This window comes from Flavobacterium phycosphaerae (assembly GCF_010119235.1).
Taxonomy (GTDB): domain Bacteria; phylum Bacteroidota; class Bacteroidia; order Flavobacteriales; family Flavobacteriaceae; genus Flavobacterium; species Flavobacterium phycosphaerae.
In genome coordinates, this window is sequence record NZ_JAAATZ010000001.1 from 1,963,747 (window position 1) to 1,983,401 (window position 19,655).

General features: G+C 37.4%; 18 protein-coding genes and 1 pseudogene. 6 read left to right on the plus strand and 13 right to left on the minus strand.

The window, feature by feature from the left end; translation table 11 throughout:
* Positions 1 to 2: 2 nt before the first annotated feature.
* Genes GUU89_RS08630 through recF form a run of 3 tightly spaced genes read right to left on the minus strand, consistent with a single transcriptional unit; the run spans position 3 to position 2,495 of the window.
* Positions 3 to 677, minus strand: a complete 675-nt coding sequence (locus tag GUU89_RS08630; RefSeq protein WP_162127535.1) for a DUF2461 domain-containing protein — start codon at positions 675 to 677, stop codon at positions 3 to 5.
* A 2-nt stretch (positions 678 to 679) separates the two neighbouring features.
* Positions 680 to 1,375: a rhodanese-like domain-containing protein gene (locus GUU89_RS08635; RefSeq protein WP_162127536.1), complete on the minus strand. Its 696-nt coding sequence runs from the start codon at positions 1,373 to 1,375 to the stop codon at positions 680 to 682.
* A 40-nt stretch (positions 1,376 to 1,415) separates the two neighbouring features.
* Entirely contained in the window at positions 1,416 to 2,495 is a 1,080-nt protein-coding gene (recF, locus tag GUU89_RS08640; protein WP_162127537.1) for a DNA replication/repair protein RecF, read from the minus strand.
* Between the two features lie 178 nt (positions 2,496 to 2,673).
* Between recF and GUU89_RS08645 the strand changes: the two genes are divergently transcribed.
* The 6 genes from GUU89_RS08645 (at position 2,674) to GUU89_RS08670 (ending at position 8,759) form a co-directional block, all read left to right on the plus strand.
* Positions 2,674 to 3,468: a tetratricopeptide repeat protein gene (locus GUU89_RS08645; protein WP_162127538.1), complete on the plus strand. Its 795-nt coding sequence runs from the start codon at positions 2,674 to 2,676 to the stop codon at positions 3,466 to 3,468.
* A 73-nt stretch (positions 3,469 to 3,541) separates the two neighbouring features.
* On the plus strand, positions 3,542 to 4,033 hold the full coding sequence (ribH, locus tag GUU89_RS08650) for a 6,7-dimethyl-8-ribityllumazine synthase (RefSeq protein ID WP_162127539.1): 492 nt from the start codon (positions 3,542 to 3,544) through the stop codon (positions 4,031 to 4,033).
* 161 nt (positions 4,034 to 4,194) lie between these two features.
* Positions 4,195 to 6,042 (plus strand): DNA mismatch repair endonuclease MutL, encoded by a 1,848-nt coding sequence (gene mutL / locus GUU89_RS08655; RefSeq protein ID WP_162127540.1) that lies wholly within the window; start codon positions 4,195 to 4,197, stop codon positions 6,040 to 6,042.
* Positions 6,039 to 6,800 carry a rhomboid family intramembrane serine protease gene (locus GUU89_RS08660; RefSeq protein WP_162127541.1) on the plus strand — a complete coding sequence of 254 codons (762 nt, stop codon included), beginning with the start codon at positions 6,039 to 6,041 and terminating at the stop codon, positions 6,798 to 6,800. Before mutL ends, GUU89_RS08660 begins: the two co-directional genes overlap by 4 nt.
* A 38-nt stretch (positions 6,801 to 6,838) precedes the next feature.
* Positions 6,839 to 7,702: a rhomboid family intramembrane serine protease gene (locus GUU89_RS08665; RefSeq protein ID WP_162127542.1), complete on the plus strand. Its 864-nt coding sequence runs from the start codon at positions 6,839 to 6,841 to the stop codon at positions 7,700 to 7,702.
* A 7-nt stretch (positions 7,703 to 7,709) separates the two neighbouring features.
* Positions 7,710 to 8,759 carry an endonuclease/exonuclease/phosphatase family protein gene (locus GUU89_RS08670; protein ID WP_162127543.1) on the plus strand — a complete coding sequence of 350 codons (1,050 nt, stop codon included), beginning with the start codon at positions 7,710 to 7,712 and terminating at the stop codon, positions 8,757 to 8,759.
* Here GUU89_RS08670 and GUU89_RS08675 read toward each other — a convergent pair whose 3' ends face one another.
* The 10 genes and pseudogenes from GUU89_RS08675 to GUU89_RS08720 all read right to left on the minus strand — a co-directional run bounded on the left by GUU89_RS08675 (position 8,760) and on the right by GUU89_RS08720 (position 19,119).
* Positions 8,760 to 9,377, minus strand: coding sequence for a WbqC family protein (locus tag GUU89_RS08675; RefSeq protein ID WP_162127544.1), 618 nt, complete (start codon positions 9,375 to 9,377; stop codon positions 8,760 to 8,762).
* A gap of 94 nt (positions 9,378 to 9,471) precedes the next feature.
* Positions 9,472 to 11,025: a signal peptidase I gene (gene lepB, locus GUU89_RS08680; RefSeq protein ID WP_162127545.1), complete on the minus strand. Its 1,554-nt coding sequence runs from the start codon at positions 11,023 to 11,025 to the stop codon at positions 9,472 to 9,474.
* Positions 11,026 to 11,093: 68 nt separating this feature from the next.
* Positions 11,094 to 11,798: a 4-hydroxy-tetrahydrodipicolinate reductase gene (gene dapB / locus GUU89_RS08685; protein WP_162127546.1), complete on the minus strand. Its 705-nt coding sequence runs from the start codon at positions 11,796 to 11,798 to the stop codon at positions 11,094 to 11,096.
* Position 11,799: 1 nt separating this feature from the next.
* Complete coding sequence (locus GUU89_RS08690; RefSeq protein ID WP_235922011.1) at positions 11,800 to 12,354, minus strand: DUF5683 domain-containing protein; 555 nt, start codon at positions 12,352 to 12,354, stop codon at positions 11,800 to 11,802.
* Positions 12,354 to 13,253: a ParB/RepB/Spo0J family partition protein gene (locus GUU89_RS08695; RefSeq protein ID WP_162127547.1), complete on the minus strand. Its 900-nt coding sequence runs from the start codon at positions 13,251 to 13,253 to the stop codon at positions 12,354 to 12,356. The genes GUU89_RS08690 and GUU89_RS08695 overlap by 1 nt, the downstream gene beginning before the upstream one ends.
* Before the next feature lie 5 nt (positions 13,254 to 13,258).
* A complete protein-coding gene (locus GUU89_RS08700; protein WP_162127548.1) occupies positions 13,259 to 14,023 on the minus strand; it encodes a ParA family protein in 765 nt (254 codons plus the stop codon).
* 167 nt (positions 14,024 to 14,190) lie between these two features.
* Positions 14,191 to 15,071, minus strand: a pseudogene (locus GUU89_RS08705) (SDR family oxidoreductase).
* Positions 15,072 to 15,219: 148 nt separating this feature from the next.
* Positions 15,220 to 16,155 carry a T9SS type A sorting domain-containing protein gene (locus GUU89_RS08710; protein ID WP_162127549.1) on the minus strand — a complete coding sequence of 312 codons (936 nt, stop codon included), beginning with the start codon at positions 16,153 to 16,155 and terminating at the stop codon, positions 15,220 to 15,222.
* A 143-nt stretch (positions 16,156 to 16,298) separates the two neighbouring features.
* Entirely contained in the window at positions 16,299 to 17,909 is a 1,611-nt protein-coding gene (locus tag GUU89_RS08715) for a hypothetical protein (protein WP_162127550.1), read from the minus strand.
* A gap of 70 nt (positions 17,910 to 17,979) precedes the next feature.
* The gene (locus GUU89_RS08720) at positions 17,980 to 19,119 is read right to left on the minus strand and encodes a methionine aminotransferase (RefSeq protein WP_317163897.1); all 1,140 of its coding nucleotides are present in this window, start codon (positions 19,117 to 19,119) and stop codon (positions 17,980 to 17,982) included.
* Positions 19,120 to 19,655: the final 536 nt, after the last annotated feature.

Here is a 19,655-nt window from a genome sequence, read left to right on the forward strand (position 1 = left end):
GTTTACTCTTCGGTTTCCAACGCTCTGTTTAAAAAGTCATTCAAAGGTTTTAATACCATTAATTTTTGCGCGATAACTTTACTGAAATTGTGGTCTGTAAAAAGAGCATCATCAATTTTTTCGGAAGCCGTAAAGCTTTTCAGTTTTAAGAATTCGATAGCCGGATGATTGGGTTCAAAATCTTTTGGTGCTTTTTTCAAGGTATTAGTTTCGTCGCGTGTCAAAGCGTTGAATTCTTTTTTGAATTTTTTGTCAGTAACAATCGCTTCTAAATCTTCGTGGAAAAAGGCAATTTCTTTACGGATTTTTTTCAGTTCTTCCGGCTCCGGACACCAAACGCCACCGGCAATAAACGAATTTCCTTTTTCGAAATGAACATAATAGCCCGGACTGTTTTTTCGGAATTTATTTTGGGTAAACCAAACGCCCATATTCGTTTTATAAGGCGATTTGTCTTTAGAAAAACGGATGTCGCGATTGATACGAAAAGTACAGTTTTTGACTTCCAAAGACTCCAACGATTTGTCTAATGGTTTCATTTCCGCCAAAAGCGATGCTATGTAATTATGATAGTCTTTCTTATAATTTTCATACCTTTTTTTGTTGGCATGCATCCACTCGGTATTGTTGTTGGCCACTAAATCGGACAAGAACTGCAAGGCTTCTTTGGTAATCATAATTACAAATGTTTTTTTAAATCTTCCTCTGAAATAAAGCCAACGTTACGCCACACTTCTTTGCCGTTTTCATATACGATGATGGTTGGTAAACCGTCTAATTTCATTTGATCTACCAGCGTTTTGTTTTCATCGGCATCCAGTTGTACAATTTTTATTTGTTCTTTCAGTTCGGACTGAAATTTCAAAATATAAGGTTTCATTTTTTGACACGGAGCGCACCATTTGGCATTAAAATCAACCATTACACGGGTACTTGATTTTATCAATTCACCATATTCCTGGTCGCACATTCCGATGATTTTGTCACTGGGTTTGCTTTTATTGGCCGCTTCCCATTTCATATAACCTCCATCTAAATTGTAAATTTCGGAAAAGCCTAATTCGGCTAATTTATCGGCTGCTTTGGCGCTACGACCACCTACTTTACAATACACAAAAACAGGTTTTGACTTGTCATATTTTGATACCCTGTTGGCAAAATCAGCATCGAACCAATTAATATTGGTTGCGTTTTCGATATGTCCGACGTTGAATTCTTCGGGAGTTCTTACGTCAACTAATTGGGGATTTTCAGTTGCTTTTAATTTATTAGAAAAAGCAGTTACATCAACGGTTTTAATAGTTTTTGAGGGTTGTCCTTGGCAACTTACAAATAAAAAAGTCAGTAATAATAAGGATAGGAATTTCGATTTCATGGTTGAAAAATTTGATGCTAAATTACAAATTTGCAGCATACTAAAGATTAAATATTTTATAACTCTGATGGGTGGTTTTTACTATGTTTTCGGTTCGTTCCGGATGGGTGTCGGAGATGAATAATTGTCCAAATTCTTCGTTGTTGACCATTTCAATAATCTTGCTTACGCGAAATTCATCGAGTTTGTCAAAAATATCATCAAACAGTAAAATGGGTTTTTCGCCGCTTTGTTTTTTAACGAAGTCGAATTGAGCCAATTTCAGTGCGATAAGAAATGATTTTTGTTGGCCTTGGGAACCAAACTTTTTAATCGGATGATGGTCAATTTCAAAAGACAAATCGTCTTTGTGGACTCCCACAGAAGTGTATTGCAGAGCTCGGTCTTTAGCGATGTTTTCTTCCAACAGAGTTAAAGTGTCATTTTCAAACAAATCACTTTGGTAAACCAGCTGCACAGTTTCGGCAGAGTTGGTAATTTCCTGATGGTATTGATTAAAAATCGGAATGAAGTCGTTTAAAAACTGTTTTCTTTTTTCAAAAATAGCTTGCCCGAGTTGGTTTAATTGTTCGTTGTAAATACTCAAGGTGTCTTTCTCAAAAACATGGTTTAAAGCAAAATACTTCAGCAAAGCATTACGTTGACTGATGATTTTTTGGTACTGAATTAATTGCTGTAAATAAGTATTGTCCAATTGCGAAATAACGCTGTCGATAAACTTTCTACGGGTTTCGCTGCCTTCAATGATTAAATCCCGGTCGGCAGGCGAAATAATCACTAAAGGTATAAAACCAATGTGGTCAGAGAACTTTTCGTAGAGTTTGCTGTTGCGTTTCAGGATTTTCTTTTGGCCTTTTTTCAAACTGCACAGAATTTGTTCGGAGCGGTCATTTTTTTCGAATTCCCCATCCACTACAAAAAACTCTTCTCCGTGTTTGATATTCTGAACTGCCAACGGATTGAAATAACTCTTTCCGTTGGCCAGATGATAAATAGCGTCGAGGATATTGGTTTTTCCAATACCGTTTTTGCCTACGAAACAATTGATTTTAGCATCAAATTCGAAGGTGGCTTCCGAAAAATTTTTGTAATTGAGTACTGAAATTCGCTTTAAAAACAATTTGGTTTTGTTTAAAATTAATGCTTAAACGCCTTGTATATAAGAGAAAAAGGTTAATTTATTGTTGTTAATCTCAATCTCTAAAGTAAAGAGGTGCAAATTATTCAAAAATATCGACAAAAATAGCTTTTAAATATGAATAAAAATTTTATTTTTGCGCACACTAAATTAAAAATAGATGGCAACTTTTAACAAAAGAGGATATAAAGCACCAAAAGAAAAAGAAGAAAAAGGCGTAAATACTTTCGTTGAAGATATTGAAAAAATTGACGTTGATGCCAAAGACAGCGCAACGGCAAAAGCATTCGATACTTTAGATGAAACGGCTTCTAAAGCTGAAGATTTTGTAGCTAAAAATCAAAAATACATTTTGAGTTTCCTTGGCGCAGTTGCAGTTGTAACTGTTGGTTATTTGATGTATCAAAAATTCATTGCTGAGCCAAAACAACAAGAAGCTGCTGAAGAATTATTTGTAGCACAACAAAACTTCCAAAAAGCGGTTGAAGGTGGTGCCAAAGCAGATTCATTATATAATTTAGTATTAAAAGGTTCAGAAGGAAAATTCGGAGTAGTGAAAATTGCTGAAGAATATTCAGGAACTAATGCCGGTAACTTAGCTAATTATTATGCGGGTATCGCTTATTTGAATACAAAGAAATATGCAGAAGCTATCACGAGTTTAGAAAAATTCTCTTCGGATGATATCATGTTAAGTACTTTGGCTAAAGGTGCTATCGGAGATGCTTACGCGCAACAAAACAAGCAAAAAGAAGCTTTAGATTTTTATTTAAAAGCAGCTGATGCTAACAAAAACGATTTCACAAGACCAAGATTTTTGTTAAAAGCCGGTAAAACCGCTTTAGCTCTAGGTAATAAAGCTGACGCAGTAAAATATTTTACCGATATCAAAGACAACTACGATGCTTCACCGGAAGCACAAGGTATTGATGCTTTGATTGGTTTAGCACAATAATTCAAAAAATAATATTTTATAAAAGGATTAAGGATAGTATCTTTAATCCTTTTTTATTTTAAATCATCAACTTATGGCCACTGCAAATAAAAATTTGTCGAACTATGATAAAAAGACACTACCAAACGCTAAAGATTTTCGGTTTGGAATTGTAGTTTCAGAATGGAATGATCACATCACAAACGGACTTTATACTGGGGCAGAAGCCGCTTTACTAGATTGTGGGGCTTTGCCGGAAAATTTGATTCGATGGAATGTTCCCGGGAGCTTTGAATTAGTCTATGGCGCTCAAAGAATGATTGTTACGCAAGAAGTGGATGTTGTGATTACTATTGGTTGTGTGATTAAAGGCGAAACGATGCATTTTGAATTTGTGTGCGAAGGTGTGACGCAAGGCATCAAAGACTTAAACGTGCAAACTGATGTGCCGGTTATTTTTTGTTTACTGACCGATAATAACGAACAGCAATCTATTGACAGGAGTGGAGGAGTTCACGGCAACAAAGGAACAGAAGCCGCCATTGCTGCCATTAAAATGGCTGACTTAAGGAAGAAGACAATGTAGTCGATTAGTTGTTTCTGATATAAATAAAAGCCTATTTCGTTTTGAATAGGTTTTTTTATTTTTAGCCAATGATTAACGCTAAATCCGATTACTTTTTCCTTAAATTTGCTTACTTTGGTTTTACCACAGTTTACTTATTACTGAACACTGAATACTAATAAATGTCAAGCATAATTCAATTACTTCCAGATCACGTTGCCAACCAGATAGCTGCCGGTGAAGTAGTGCAAAGACCGGCTTCAGTCGTAAAAGAATTGTTAGAAAATGCCGTAGATGCCAATGCAACCGACATCAAATTAATCATCAAAGACGCCGGAAAATCATTGATTCAAGTTATTGATAATGGGAAGGGAATGAGCGTAACCGATTCGCGTTTGTGTTTTGAGCGTCATGCTACCTCCAAAATACGTCAGGCCGAAGATTTATTTTCATTGCATACCAAAGGTTTTCGGGGCGAAGCCTTAGCCTCTATAGCAGCGATTGCTCATGTGGAAATGAAAACCAAACAAGACCAAGAGGAATTGGGGATTCATATTATCATTGAAGGGTCTAAATTTGTTTCCCAAGAACCGGCCGTTTTACCCAAAGGAACTTCTTTTGCCATCAAAAATTTGTTTTTCAACATACCGGCACGCCGCAATTTCCTGAAATCGGAAACCGTAGAACAACGTCACATTGTGGATGAATTTCAGCGCGTAGCCATGGCGCATCCGAATATCCATTTTACGATGTACCACAACGGTAGTGAAATGTTTAATTTGCCCATTTCAAATTTCAGACAACGCATCGTCAATATTTTTGCCGGAAAGACCAATGAAAAATTGGTTCCTGTAAAAGAAGAAACTGAAATTGTCAACCTGCAAGGTTTTATAGGAAAGCCTGAATTTGCCAAGAAAAATCGTGGGGAACAGTTCTTTTTTGTCAACAATCGCTTTATCAAAAGTGGCTATTTGCATCATGCCGTGATGGCTGCTTACGAAGGTTTGCTCAAAGATGGAGCACAACCCAGTTATTTTCTTTATTTGGATGTGCCGCCTCACACCATTGATATCAATATTCATCCGACAAAAACTGAAATTAAGTTTGATGATGAACATGCCATATACGCCATTTTACGTTCGGCTATCAAGCACAGTTTAGGGCAATTTAATGTAGCTCCGGTACTCGATTTTGATCGCGATCCCAATTTAGACACTCCTTACCAATACCAAAATAAAGAAGCCGAATATCCTACCATTCAGGTGGATAGAAGTTATAATCCATTTTCTGAAGATAAACCCAATAAATCCTTTTCTTCTAATTATAAAAAACCGGAAGCTCAACCCAATTGGGAGAGTTTATATGTTGGCTTAAAACAAGCCGGGCAGGAGATTGCAGAAATGACGTTTGAAAACGACGGAGCTGTGTCATCTTCTTTATTTGAAGAAAATGAAATAGAACAAGAAGTTAAACGCACTTACCAAATTCATAAAAAATACATTGTCAGCCCTATCAAATCGGGGATGGTGATTATTAATCAGAAACGGGCTCATGAGCGCATATTGTATGAAGAATTTCTAACGAATATGACCGTGCATCAGGCTTCGAGTCAGCAAATGCTGTTTCCGTTGCAGTTGTATTTTTCGGGTGCAGAGATTGATTTAATCAAAGAACTACAACTCTCGTTAGAAAATACCGGTTTTCTTTTTGAAGCCATACACCAGGATAGTATTGTGATTTCAGGATTACCTGTCAATGTGACCGAAAGTGAAATTTCTATCGTTTTGGAAGAGTTATTGAGTGATTTACAAGACGGCATTCCGGACAGTAGTTTTTGCCAAAATGATACCATTGCTAAGTCGATGGCGAGAAGTTTGGCCGTAAAAACCGGAACCTATTTAACCGAAAAAGAACAAGAAAACTTGGTACACAACCTCTTTGCCTGCAAAGAACCCAATGTATCGCCTTTTCAAAAACCTACTTTCATCACGATGAGTGTGGAAGATTTAGATAAAAAATTCAGCTTATGATGCGCATGACCGATACTGTAAAGCAGTTACTGATTATTAATATTATATTCTATATAGGTTCCAATATAGTGGGCGATGTTGCTTATCAGTTGTTCTCACTGTATTATCCAAGTCACCCGAATTTCAGGATTTGGCAACCCTTGACCAGTATGTTTATGCATGCGGCTATGCCCAATTTTACCCATATTTTGTTTAATATGTTTGCGCTGGTTTCCTTTGGCTCGGCTTTGGAACATTTTTGGGGACCAAAAAAATTTATTTTCTTTTATATTTCCTGTGGTTTAGGAGCGGCTTTGCTGCACACCGGATTCAATTATTTTCAGTATCAACATGCTTTGGAAGCGTTGCAAAATGCTCATATTCCTAATGATGTTATTGCTACGATTTTAAAAGAAGGAAAGTATAACGAAAAGATTGTTGAGATGGTACCGTTGTCAACATTAGAGCAATTTTATTTTTCATTCAATGTCCCATCACTCGGAGCTTCAGGAGCTATTTACGGATTGTTAACCGCCTTCGCATTTATGTTTCCAATGGCAGAATTGGGGATTATGTTCATTCCTATTCCGATTAAAGCCAAATATTTTGTGCCGGGATTAATTGCGGTAGATTTATTTTTAGGCTTTCAAGGCAGCTCTCTTTTTGGTAGTGGCGGTACAGGTATTGCCCATTTTGCACACGTTGGCGGAGCCATTACCGGTTTCTTAATGATGTGGTATTGGAAGAAAAATCAGTTTAATAAAAATCGTTGGAATTAGAAAGTAGTATTCAGTAAACTTTATTTATTGTTAAAGGTATGAGTATAATAGAAGATTTAAAATGGCAATATAAAATTGGAGGCATAGCCAATAAAATGATTTATTGGAATGTGGCCGTTTTTTTGGTGTCGATACTTTTTTTCTATCAATTTAAGCTGGGTTTTTTTAATTATCCTAATTGGCTGGCAGTTTCTTCCGAACCTATGGAAGTGCTTACAAAACCATGGACATTATTGACCTATGCTTTTTTTCATTATGGTTTTCTGCATTTGTTTTTTAATATGATGGTGCTGAATTTCTCCAGTCGTTTGTTCCTGACTTTCTTTACTGAAAAACAATATTTAGGAGTATACTTGTTGAGTGCTGTTTTTGCCGGTTTGTGCTTTGTGTTGAGCTTTTATTTGCTTCATCAATCGTCTGCTATGGTCGGTGCTTCGGCTGCTATTATGGCCTTACTGGTGGCAACAACCACTTACCAACCTTTAATGAATATTCGATTGTTGTTGATTGGTAATGTAAAGCTATGGCATATTACCGCTGTCATTCTGTTGTTGGATTTGTTACAGATTCAGCTCGATAATACCGGTGGTCATATTGCGCATTTGAGCGGAGCCTTTTTTGGTTATATTTACATCAAATTGTTGCAAAACGGTACTGATTTGAGTCGGGGAGTGAACTCGGTTTTCGGATTTTTTGCTTCGCTGTTTGATAAAAAGCCATCTACCCCGTTTAAAAAAGTGCACGTTAACCCCAAAAGACCTGCTGTAAAAAGAGAAAGTAAAATTGTAGCCAAAGATAAAACCCAGCAACAGTTGGATGAAATTTTGGATAAAATCAGTCAATCGGGCTATGACAGTCTGACCGCTCAGGAGAAGGAATTTCTCTTTAAAGCCGGAAAATAAAGGATAAATGAAGAAACTTTCATTGTTTAACAAAATCGTTTTTGCGTGTAATATAGTCGTGACTGTGTTGACGTTTGTGGCCTACATTTTACCCTTTTTGGCTCCTAAAATGTTCCCGTTACTTTCGGTATTGACCCTGATTTTACCTTTGTTTCTTATTCTAAATGGCTTATTTTTTATCTATTGGTTACTCCAAGTAAAGCGCCAAGTGATTTTATCGGGCTTGGTTTTATTGCTAGGTATTACGTTTATCAGTAAATTTTATAAGTTTTCTTCGAATGATATAGAACGGGAAGAGAAAGATTTTACCGTGATGAGCTACAACGTTCGCTTGTTCAACCTGTTCGATTGGATTAAGGATAGAAATGTTGGCGATGCTATACTAACGTTTATCAACGAACAAAACCCGGATGTCTTGTGTATTCAGGAGTATTCGGAAAATGCCAAAGTAGATTTGCGGGCCTACAAGTACAAAGCCATTTTTATGGAAGGCAATCACATCAAGACCGGACAGGCTATTTTTTCTAAATTCCCTATTTTTAATCAAGGCGATTTCAAAATTCCCGAAGCAGGTAACAACGTGATTTATGCCGATATTAAAAAAGGAAAAGACACCATCAGAGTTTATAATATTCATTTGCAATCTATAAAAATTTCTCCCGATGTGAATGAAATTCAGGAGCACGTAGATGCAATCAATCAAAGCAAATCTCAACAAGTTTTTAAACGCATTCGGGATGCATTCAAAAAACAGGAACAACAAGCGGAGATTTTAGTCAAACACAAAAAAGAATGTCATTACCCGCTTATCATTTGCGGCGATATGAATAACAGTCCGTTTTCATACATTTATCGCAATATCAAAGGCGATTTACACGATTGTTTTGAAGAAGCGGGGAATGGTTTTGGTCAAACGTATAAATTCAAGTATTATCCGGCTCGTATCGATTATATTTTTGCTGATAAGAAAATGAAAATTAAAAGTTTTACCAGTTTTTCTCAATTTGAAAATTCCGATCATTTTCCGATCATGACCAGGCTTTCATTTATTGAATAGTTACAGCGGCTGTTTTTTCAGATAATCCAAAGCATAGCGGCCTTCGTTGAATAGCAAATCCAATATACTAAGGTTGTTAAGATAGCCATGTTTTTCACCAAAAACTTGAGTGTAAGGTTCGAATAGGGAAGTGTCTTTTTTTCCGTTGATTAGCTTTCGAAAATCGGTTTTGTCATTTACATCATGAAAATATTCCGAAGTTTCATCATAATCAAATTCAAAGCCCAAGCATTTTGAAACAACAGACATGGTTTCCAAATTTAAATCCATCAGGAAAGTGTGTTGTTTTTCAAAGATAGGACGGATATCATCTTCAAAATACTCAAAGAAGGGCGAAGTTCGATAAGCCGCTTCCAATGATTTGAAATGCTGTTTCTGCCAGTCGAAAGCCGTTTCGAGTTTAACTTCCTTTATTTTTTGATGGGCTACTTTAGAATGTTTTATCGGGATATTAAGCAACTGAATACCATTGGGACTGTATATATACATACGGTTTCGGTTGGTTTGTTTCTGGAAATTATCCTCCATTTCAAAGGTTACGATATCGGCTTTAGCCATCGCTACAAAATGACTGATAGAAGGAAAGTAACTCGGATGGATAATGATATTGTTGCTCATGATTCAGTAGTAGATTTAAAGTAAAAAGCCATAAAGCCTGTTACGACTATATGACTTTTACCTTTTCAAATTATTTAATCTTCAAATTTTACAATTAACTTTTATTCGCTTTTTTCTTTTTCCAAAAATAATCACCAACAAAGTATAAAATCAATAACCCTAAGAAGTATTTAAAATAAGACTGTGGTTGCCCGTCTCCGCTTACGGTGGTGAACAAACGTTCCCAACGAATTTTGTTGCCAAGACCTTCACCATTGCTGTCCCAACTCATCCAAATGAAAACCGGTTTTCCTACGATGTGGTCTTCGGGTACATAACCCCAATAACGGCTGTCTTCCGAGTTGTGACGGTTGTCTCCCATCATCCAGTAGTAATTTTGTTTGAAGGTATAGCTGGTTACTTTTTTATCATTTACATATATGTCATTGCCCACCACTTTCAACGTATTTTTTTCGTAAACTGAAATAATTCGTTTGTAAAAAGGTAAGGTTTGTAAATTCAAAGCCACTGTTTTTCCTGCTTCCGGAATGTAAATTGGACCAAAGTTGTCACCATTCCATTTCGGATTATGCGTAAAAATATTGGATTCAGGGTCTTTGTTTATGATTTGGGTAACCGATTTGATTCCGGGAACGGTTCGTAATGTTTTTGCTCCTTCAGCGGTTAATGCTCTCAGGTAGAGTGTATCGCGAGTTTCGCTTTTAAAACCGGCTCCGTCTGTTGAACCAACTTGTTTTAATAAATACTCAAAATCCATTGGCGTATTCATATCATACGTAACATAGTACGAATACTGTGTTTTAGCTCTTTCCGGCAAAATCAATTCTTTTCCGTTGATGAAAACCGTACCGTTTTTAATTTGTAACGAATCACCAGGTGTACCTTGACAACGTTTTACATAGTTCGATTTTTTGTCTACCGGTTTTAGAATGCTTCTTCCCGAAGTGTCGAAAAACTTGTAAACCGTATCAGCCGGCCAGTTGAAAACAACAATGTCATTTTTTTCGATTTTTTGGAATCCCGGAAAGCGGAAATAAGGCAATTGCGGCCAGCTCAAATAAGATTTTGTTTTGATAACCGGTAAAGTGTCATGAACCATTGGAGCCGCTACAGTAGTCATTGGAGTTCGGGCTCCGTAATGAAATTTACTCACAAAAAGGAAATCGCCAATCAGCAATGATTTTTCCAACGAAGAAGTTGGAATCGTATACGGTTGCATCACATAAGTATGAACCAAAGTGGCCACAACAACAGCAAAAAGCAACGAGCTGATAGTGTCGCCGGTTTTAGTGGTGGCGACTAAACTTCTGTCAGCAATATAAGTAACCTCTTGAGTATAGTTGATGTAATAAAGGTAAAGTCCGAAAGTAAAAATGCCCAACCAAGTATCAGCGGTAGATTTTCGGCCAAAACTTCTTAAGGTTTCTATCCAAACTACCGGAAACATAATTAGGTTGATAATTGGAATAAACAGTAAAACAGTCCACCAAGTTGGTCGATTGATAATCTTCATCAAAACGATAGAATTGTATACGGGAATAAAAGCTGCCCATCGGTGTCTTCCTGCTTTTTCGTATAATTTCCAAGTTCCTAAACCATGTATGATTTGAACAGCGAGGAAAAATATAAACCATTGTATTAGTGTCATTATGCTAAATGTATTTGGTTATGTGGTTATTTTGTTTTTGGTTATAGGTATAATTAGTATTGGATTTGTTACTTCAAATCTAAAACATCTTTCATCGAGAACACGCCGTTTTTGCCAATAATCCATTCGGCAGCCAGTACAGCACCCAATGCAAACCCTTCACGATTGTGTGCTACGTGTTTGATTTCGATAAAATCTACCTCAGAATTATAGTAAACACTATGGGTGCCCGGAACGTTTTCAATGCGTTTGGCATCAATATGAATTTGGTTGTCGTTAGCTTTTTCTTCAGTCCATGATTGGTAAGCTGAATTCTCGATTATGCCTTTGGCTAACGAAATAGCAGTACCGCTCGGAGAATCCAGTTTTTGCGTATGGTGAATTTCCTCCATCGATACTTTGTAGACGTTGCTGAATTTTGCCATCATTTTGGCCAAATAAGCATTCAGTTCAAAAAACAGATTAACGCCCAAACTAAAATTAGAACCATAAAGGAATGCCCCTTTTTTTTCTTGGCATAATTTTACCATGTCTTCATAATGGTCTAACCAGCCGGTGGTTCCGGAAACTACCGGTATACCTTGGTTTAAACAAGTAGTTATGTTGGTAACGGCGGCTGTTGGAACACTAAAATCAATAGCTACATCAGCTTTCTCTAAACCGTCAAAAGTAGTGGTATCGTCTTTTTTTAATACAATTTCATGTCCTCTTTCCAAAGCAATGCTTTCGATTACTTTTCCCATTTTCCCATATCCCAACAGTGCTATTTTCATTTTAGAATTTGTAGTTTAAAGTTAAGCCAAGATTGGTTTTGTAGTTGATATCGTTTTGATATACTTCAGGCTGAAAAGAAAGTTTATCGCTCACATTGAACTGGAGTAAATGGGCATCTACATTGGCATCCACTATATTGAGGACATAAAAACCTACAGTGATTAATAAGGATAAATCCCTGTTGCGTTGGTAAAAACGCTGTGCCTGAATCAATCGATTGTCATCCAAATAATCGAATTCATCTTTTTCACCTGCTAAACGCTGTTTGTAGGCGTCGCGGTATTTGTGATATTTTTTGTTGTTAGAAATATAAAAATACAAACTGGTTCCGATAGCTCCGTAAACAATGGGAATCTTCCAGTATTTTTTATTGTAGGCCTGACCCAAACCCGGTACTATAGCCGAATAAAAAGCGGCCTTTGAAGGAGCTAACGGATTGATTTCTTCCGTTTTTAAGGTGTCTTTGGCAACAATAGCATTACTGATTTCCTGAGAAAAAACAGTTTGTTTTCCAAACAGAAAAAACAGAATAGCTATGTAAATAAAACGATGCACTAACCTTTGATTAATTTGATAATACGGTTAAAATCTTCCTCCGAATGAAACGGAATGGTGATTTTTCCTTTACCGTTTCCGGCTACTTTTACATCAATTTTGGAACCGAAGAAATTGACAAATGCTTTTTTCTGATCGTCAGCAATAGTAAAAGCTGTTCCTTTTTTTGCTTTAGCCGGAGCCGGTTTTATGCTGTCCTGGTAGTTTTTTACCAACGCTTCGGTTTCACGAACGGAAAGGTTTTGGCTAACGATTTCTTGATAAATATCAGTTTGAACGTCTTGATCTTCTATATTGATAATTGCACGACCATGTCCCATACTGATAAACCCATCACGGATTCCGGTTTGGATAATCGGGTCTAATTTTAACAATCGCAAGTAGTTCGCTATTGTAGAACGTTTTTTACCCACACGTTCGCTCATTTGCTCTTGTGTCAATTGGATTTCGTCAATCAAACGTTGGTATGAAAGCGCAATCTCAATAGGGTCTAAGTCATGACGCTGAATGTTTTCTACCAAGGCCATTACCAGCGACTCATTGTCATTGGCAATACGGATGTAGGCAGGAACAGTAGTCAGTCCCACTAATTTGGAAGCTCGCAAACGACGCTCTCCCGAAATCAATTGGTATTTGTTAAAATCTAATTTACGAACGGTAATCGGTTGGATAAGCCCCAGTTCTTTGATAGAAGAAGCTAACTCTTGCAGCTGCTCTTCGTTAAAGTTGGTTCTCGGTTGAAACGGATTAATCTCAATGGCTTCAATATCCAATTCGATAATATTCCCAACCACTTTGTCGGCATTTTTATCACCAACGGCTTTAATATCATTTTCAGGATCTTTCAACAAAGCCGATAATCCTCTTCCTAATGCTTGTTTCTTTATAGCTTTTGCCATAGGGGTTAACTGTTTTTCTTGATAATTTCTTGTGCCAGACTTAAGTAGTTTGTGGCTCCTCTGCTCGTGGCGTCAAAGTTAATGATACTTTCACCAAAACTTGGCGCTTCACTCAATTTCACATTACGTTGAATGATGGTTTTAAATACCATATCATTGAAATGCTTCTGAACTTCTTCTACCACTTGGTTTGACAAACGCAATCGCGAGTCATACATAGTCAGTAAAAGACCTTCGATATCTAAGTTGGGATTGTGTATTTTTTGTACGCTTTTAATGGTGTTCAGCAATTTGCCTAATCCTTCCAATGCGAAATATTCACATTGAATCGGAATCACCACACTATCTGCCGCTGTTAACGCATTCAAAGTCAATAAACCTAATGATGGGGCGCAGTCAATCAGGATATAGTCGTACTGGTCTTTGATGTTTTCCAAAGCCTGTTTCAACATATACTCGCGGTTTTCTTTGTCAACCAATTCAATCTCGATGGCTACCAAGTCGATATGCGCCGGGATTACCGATACATTGGGTGCTGTGCAAGCGATAGTAGCTTCTTCGGGTGTATTGCTGTGTTCCAGAATTTGATAAGTGCCAATCTCCACACTCTCCACATCAATACCTAAACCGGAACTGGCGTTAGCTTGAGGATCGGCATCAATTAAAAGTACTTTTTTTTCTAAAACACCCAGTGATGCTGCAAGATTTACAGAGGTTGTTGTTTTTCCGACACCCCCTTTTTGGTTAGCAATAGCAATGATTTTACCCATTTGTTTTTCGTAGATTTTGAGCGGTAAAAATACAATTTATTATGGGTTTGTCAAGGCTTATTTGTTAACATTCTCGTAAAGTTTTGAAGAATAGAGGGATAAGAAAAAAGGGATTAGTGATAAGGTTTTTAATGAGTAATTACGAGCTTTTTGAATGGCTAAAACAGCTATTTACTTCCTTTGTTCTTAATCATCATTTCAAGCATATCCCACATTTCTTGCGGAATTTTTTCCAGAATATTGAATTGCCCGGCCCTTGTAACCATTCACCTCCGTCAATAGTTACCACTTCTCCGTTGATATAAGAAGAGAAATCAGAAACTAAATAAGCAGCTAAATTGGCTAATTCCTGATGGTCGCCCACTCTTTTCAAAGGAACTTTTTTAGCCATGTCAAATTTTTCGGCTAAATCGCCCGGCAATAAACGGTCCCAGGCTCCTTTAGTAGGGAAAGGCCCCGGAGCAATGGCGTTCATACGGATGCCATACTTGGCCCATTCTACTGCTAAACTTCGGGTCATGGCCAGCACGCCTGCTTTTGCAGTGGCACTCGGTACTACATAACCGGAACCTGTCCAGGCATAAGTGGTGACAATATTTAAGACATTACAATTGGTTTGTTTTTGGGCTATCCAATGTTTACCAAACGCCAGTGTACAGTTTTTGGAGCCTTTCAGTACAATATCGATGATAGTATCAAAGGCATTGGCGGATAACCTTTCGGTTGGTGAAATGAAGTTTCCGGCGGCATTATTTAGCAACACATCCACTTTGCCATATTCTTTTAAAACCTCGGCCAACATGGCTTCCACTTGGTCAAAATGACGAACGTCGCACTGTAAGGGTAAGCATTTGCCACCGGTTTCTTTTTCCAATTCGGTCGCTGTAGTTTTTAGTTTTTCTAAATCACGGGAAGTGATAGCAACTTTGGCCCCCAATTCCATGAAATAACGGGTCATGGCTTTACCTAAGCCACTTCCTCCACCGGTTACTACAATTACTTTATCGGCTAGGGCATTATCGCGAAGCATTTTAGCTGAAAAATTCATAGTGTTTTCTTTTTTTACCTTCGTTCGGTTTGACCGAAAGTCTGAAGTGTAAATATATAAAACTAAATGCTCCCAAAAAAATAAACCGAACTACAGTATAACTATAATCCGGTTTCCACAATTAACTAATTTTAAACAACCCGATTTTCTATTTTTTGATAAACTTTTTAGTGATTGGTCCCAAAGAACTATCGATTTTTATAAAATATAGGCCTGAACTTAATTGACTGACATCCATAGTATAAATATAATTAGCATTTTCGGTCACTACATTTTGTTTTACCACTTTGCCTTCGGTATTCATTACTTTATAAGCAACTTGCCCTTCTGTTAGTCCTTTGGTATCTATATTCAATTCGTTTTCAACAAACGTTGGATAAACAGTCACTTTGGCATTAAGTTCGTTGGTGTCCAGATTTAATGCGGCAAAATTGGTCACTACATTGTCAATAATTAATCGGCTTCCAAAGGTTGGGGTAGAATTTTCTTTGGCCATGGTAAATGAAATAACGATAGATGCCGGCGTTGCGTTCGAAGTATATGTAATGGGTTCGTAGACATATTCAAACGAGTTGTGTATGCCTGAAATATCAATAAAAGCATGACCAATTTCAATGCCATTGCTATCCGATACTTGAATTCTGGCTTGAGCAATATCATCTCCGGCAGGCATAAATTTATAGTAAAAACCAATCATCGAGATATTGTCGGTCGGTTCTACCGGAATGCCCGGATTCCAACCCGGACTGTCTTGCTCTGGGTCGCTGAAAATAGTTGCCATTCCCGGCACAACAACACCTTGTGTAATGTTAAAAGCATTTGAAATTTCCATAGCATAATCGCCGCTTTGCGGTTCAAAAGAAGCATATACCATAGAGGGAATACACCAAGTATATTGCATCTCATCTCCAAAGCTTTCTCCGGTTTCAGGATCAAAACCAACTTGTTGTATAAAAGTCATTCCCCAGTTGGAAGGCAGGAAATTAGATTTGACATTTTCAAAGTCGCCATTGACCACTTGTGAAAAACTTACGCTACTTATCAAAAGAGCTAAAGCGGTACTAAATAAATAATTTTTTTTCATAAGGTAATTTTTTGATGGTTCAGTGAAATTCTTTTTCATAGCAATTTCTGAAACCAAAAGTACAGAGAACCTGGGTAGAAGAATAATTTTTCAGGTTGACAATAGGTGTACAACTCCCAATTTTATTGAGGTTAAGCGCTTTTTTAGACAGAAAGAATGAAGTCGGTTAAGTTTTCTTCTGTATTCAGTTGTAGTTTTTTGCGCAAACGGTGGCGTGCGGTTTTGACACTGTCTGGCGAAATATTTAAAATGGAAGCCATTTCTTTGATGGACAGGTTTAACTTAATCAGCGCACAAATTTTCAAATCATTAGTGCTGATATCCGGGTATTTTTGTTTTAATCGGGTGTAGAAATTCTTGTTGACACTTTCAAAATAGTTGTCAAAATCTTTCCAATTGTTATCCTGAATAGTGTATTTGCTGACCAGTTTCTTGAGTTCGTTTTCAGCATTCGGTTCTTTCTTGTTGAGGATAGTTTTAATTTCATCTAAAAGCTCATTTTTCTCCAACATCTGAATGGTAATAGCGCTTAACTGACTTTCCTTGTGCTCCAAATCATTTTGAAATTGCTGTTCTTTCAGCATTTTTTGCTCTTCCATCAACTGTACTAATTCTTCTTTCGCAGTGAGCAGTTGTTTGTCTCGTTTGTTAATTCTTTTCAAAAAGTAATATAAAAACGAAAACACAACAATCAAAATCCCTAAAACACTGACTAAAAGATAATTGGTTAACTTCGTGACTTCTTTTTCAGCAGAGATGAGTTTCAGTTTTCGGTTTTTTTCAGACACTTCAAACTGTACTTCCAGACTCTTTTCTATTTGTTGTTTTTCGGCTGAATAAAAACTGTCTTTAAGCGTGATGATTTCGCTTTGCAACTGACTTACTTCTTTAAAGTTGCTTTGACTTTTTTTAATGTCAATCAGCATCTCAATACTTTTTATTTCAAATAATTTATCGCTCAAACCAATAGCGATGATTCGGGCATTATTGCAGTAATGTTCCGCTACGCTAAAGTTTCGGTCAAAGTCCAGATACCATTTACCCAAAGCGATTAAAGCTATGATTTGTCCCTGTCTGTTCTCGGTTTTTTCGGCTAGAGCTAGCGCTTTTTTGAAATAGGTGAGGCTGATTTCTTTTTGTTTTTTCTTTTTGAAAAGCTCCCCAATTTTGCAATATGAGGTGGGTAGGTAGGCTACATTCTTTGCTTTTTCAAATTCAATCAAAGCCAATCGGTAGTACTTTTGTGCCTCGTCATCCTGATTTTTTAATTCATAAATACCGCCAACGCTGTTGTAAGCCAAACCCAAAGTGCCTGAGGTGTCATTCTTGTTTTCCAATTCAGCAATAACTTCTTTACTCAAGCGCAAAGCATCATCGTATTTTTTTTGCCGACTGTAAATAGTACTGATGAGTTGCAGGCATTTATACCTGCCGATGGTGGCTTTTTCTTTATCCGTTTTTTCGAGTGTGTGGTATTCGTTTAACGATTTTGTGGCAAACTGTAGGCCTTTTTCCAAACTCGAACCAAACGAGCAAATGCCGAGATAAAGGTAAGATTCTGCTTTGTCTTTGGTGTTGTTTTGCTTTTTAGCTATTTCATTGGCTTCCCAAAAATACTTGAACGCTGCATTTTCATTATCCTTGATGAGTTCGGACCAACCTTTTTGGATTAGCTTATTGTCCGATGACTGTGCGCTCACTCCGTTAAGAGTAAGGATTAAAAGAACAACAACTAAGGATTTGAATACATTCATGCGTCAAAAATAGTTTTTTTTGGAGTGATGCTATGCAAAACAAGGTTGACATCAAGTAAACATCCTTTGTTTATCGGAGTTTTTCAAGCCGTTTGGCTGCTTCAGTCAAAGTAGTGTCGTCTTTAGCAAAGCAAAACCGAATCAACTTATGGTCTTTGCCATCCGGATAAAAAGCCGAAATCGGGATTGTGGCTACGCCATACTCTTTAGTCAGTCGTTGGGTGAAATCCAAATCGCTTTCAGTCGAAATTCCGTCATAGGAGGCCACCTGAAAATAGGTTCCCTCACAAGGGAGTAGTTGTAACGGACAATTTTTCATCAACTCTCTAAAGAAATCCCGCTTCTGTTGGTAAAATTTCCCAAGCTCGTTTACGTTCACAACATCCAAATACTCCGCAATCGCCACTTGTGAAATGCTGTTTACACTAAAAACCAAAAACTGATGCACCTTTTTGATCTCTTGCATCAAAAACTCCGATGCAATGACATAACCTACCTTCCAACCGGTAATATGAAACGATTTCCCAAATGAAGACACACTAATGCTACGCTCCCAAAGTTTAGGGCGGTCATGTACTGATATATGTTTCCTTTCAAAAGTGATGTATTCATAAACTTCGTCACTCATTATAATAAGGTTAGGATAAACTTCCACAAGTTGTTCCAAACGGTCAAAATCATCCGGCGTCCAAGTCTTTCCCGTCGGATTATGTGGATTGTTAATAATCAGCATCCTGGTATTTGAAGTTACACCTGCGGCAATCGCTTCCCAATTCGGCCTAAAATCATCATGCAAGGAAATATGCACCGGTTTTGCATTACATAATAATATAGGTGTTTCGTAACAATCATAACAAGGATCCAAAATCACTACCTCTTCTCCGGCTTTGACCAAAGCTTGAACAGCGGCAAAGATACCTTCCGTAGCTCCGGCCGTAATCAGTAGTTCCGTTTTCGAATTTACCGTTCTGTTATAGGACTGCTTGGTAAGCGTGGCAAGTTTCTCCAACAACGGAAGATACCCGGCCATAGGCGCATACTGATGCACATTATCTTTAACCAATCGGGCAACTATAGTAGTCAAGCGTTCATCCACCGAAAAGTTCGGAAACCCTTGCGACAAATTAATAGCATTGTGCTCCGCTGCCAGTTGCGACATCACTGTAAAGATACTGGTGCCAATATGAGGAAGTTTAGACATATATATAATGTAGGTTTTAAAAGTTTAAAAGTACAGCATAATTTTGAATTTCAAAATCAGGAGCGTAGCATTTGGTTTTGTCAGTATGTGTAGTCCCGCTATCCGCGCTACAGGGTAGCTGGCTCCTATCGGGGCTATTTGGGCGAATTTGTTTGTTTCGGTTTTTGTTTGTTTAGGGTTTCCTTCGTACTTTGTTCGGTAGTTGTTCGGTAAAATAGCCGTTTTACCGAAGCGTTACCGAAGCAATACCGAAGCATTACCGAACAAAACCCTCAAAAAAGAAGTCAAAGTGGACAAAAGTGGACATTGTTATTTGGGGTATACAAGTGTTTTGGTATTGGTTTAAAAAAATAATCGACCAACGGTGATTGCAAAAAACTTTAAATCAGTGGATTAAAAAAAAGACAAAAAAAGGGCGAGATTTATTTGGATTGGGAAGAATTTAGTTTTTATATTTGCACCCCGCAAGAGAGGGAGTTCATTGAAAGTTTTGGGAATACAAGTGGAGGGAAAATAAAATTAAAAATATTTTCAAAAAAGCTTGC

Bases quoted from the DNA above. Each gene is read 5' to 3' on its own strand.
- GUU89_RS08630 (WP_162127535.1), bottom strand. From the start codon at position 677: ATGATTACCAAAGAAGCCTTGCAGTTCTTGTCCGATTTAGTGGCCAAC.
- GUU89_RS08635 (WP_162127536.1), bottom strand. From the start codon at position 1,375: ATGAAATCGAAATTCCTATCCTTATTATTACTGACTTTTTTATTTGTA.
- GUU89_RS08645 (WP_162127538.1), top strand. From the start codon at position 2,674: ATGGCAACTTTTAACAAAAGAGGATATAAAGCACCAAAAGAAAAAGAA.
- ribH (WP_162127539.1), top strand. From the start codon at position 3,542: ATGGCCACTGCAAATAAAAATTTGTCGAACTATGATAAAAAGACACTA.
- mutL (WP_162127540.1), top strand. From the start codon at position 4,195: ATGTCAAGCATAATTCAATTACTTCCAGATCACGTTGCCAACCAGATA.
- GUU89_RS08660 (WP_162127541.1), top strand. From the start codon at position 6,039: ATGATGCGCATGACCGATACTGTAAAGCAGTTACTGATTATTAATATT.
- GUU89_RS08665 (WP_162127542.1), top strand. From the start codon at position 6,839: ATGAGTATAATAGAAGATTTAAAATGGCAATATAAAATTGGAGGCATA.
- GUU89_RS08670 (WP_162127543.1), top strand. From the start codon at position 7,710: ATGAAGAAACTTTCATTGTTTAACAAAATCGTTTTTGCGTGTAATATA.
- GUU89_RS08675 (WP_162127544.1), bottom strand. From the start codon at position 9,377: ATGAGCAACAATATCATTATCCATCCGAGTTACTTTCCTTCTATCAGT.
- lepB (WP_162127545.1), bottom strand. From the start codon at position 11,025: ATGACACTAATACAATGGTTTATATTTTTCCTCGCTGTTCAAATCATA.
- dapB (WP_162127546.1), bottom strand. From the start codon at position 11,798: ATGAAAATAGCACTGTTGGGATATGGGAAAATGGGAAAAGTAATCGAA.
- GUU89_RS08695 (WP_162127547.1), bottom strand. From the start codon at position 13,253: ATGGCAAAAGCTATAAAGAAACAAGCATTAGGAAGAGGATTATCGGCT.
- GUU89_RS08700 (WP_162127548.1), bottom strand. From the start codon at position 14,023: ATGGGTAAAATCATTGCTATTGCTAACCAAAAAGGGGGTGTCGGAAAA.
- GUU89_RS08710 (WP_162127549.1), bottom strand. From the start codon at position 16,155: ATGAAAAAAAATTATTTATTTAGTACCGCTTTAGCTCTTTTGATAAGT.
- GUU89_RS08715 (WP_162127550.1), bottom strand. From the start codon at position 17,909: ATGAATGTATTCAAATCCTTAGTTGTTGTTCTTTTAATCCTTACTCTT.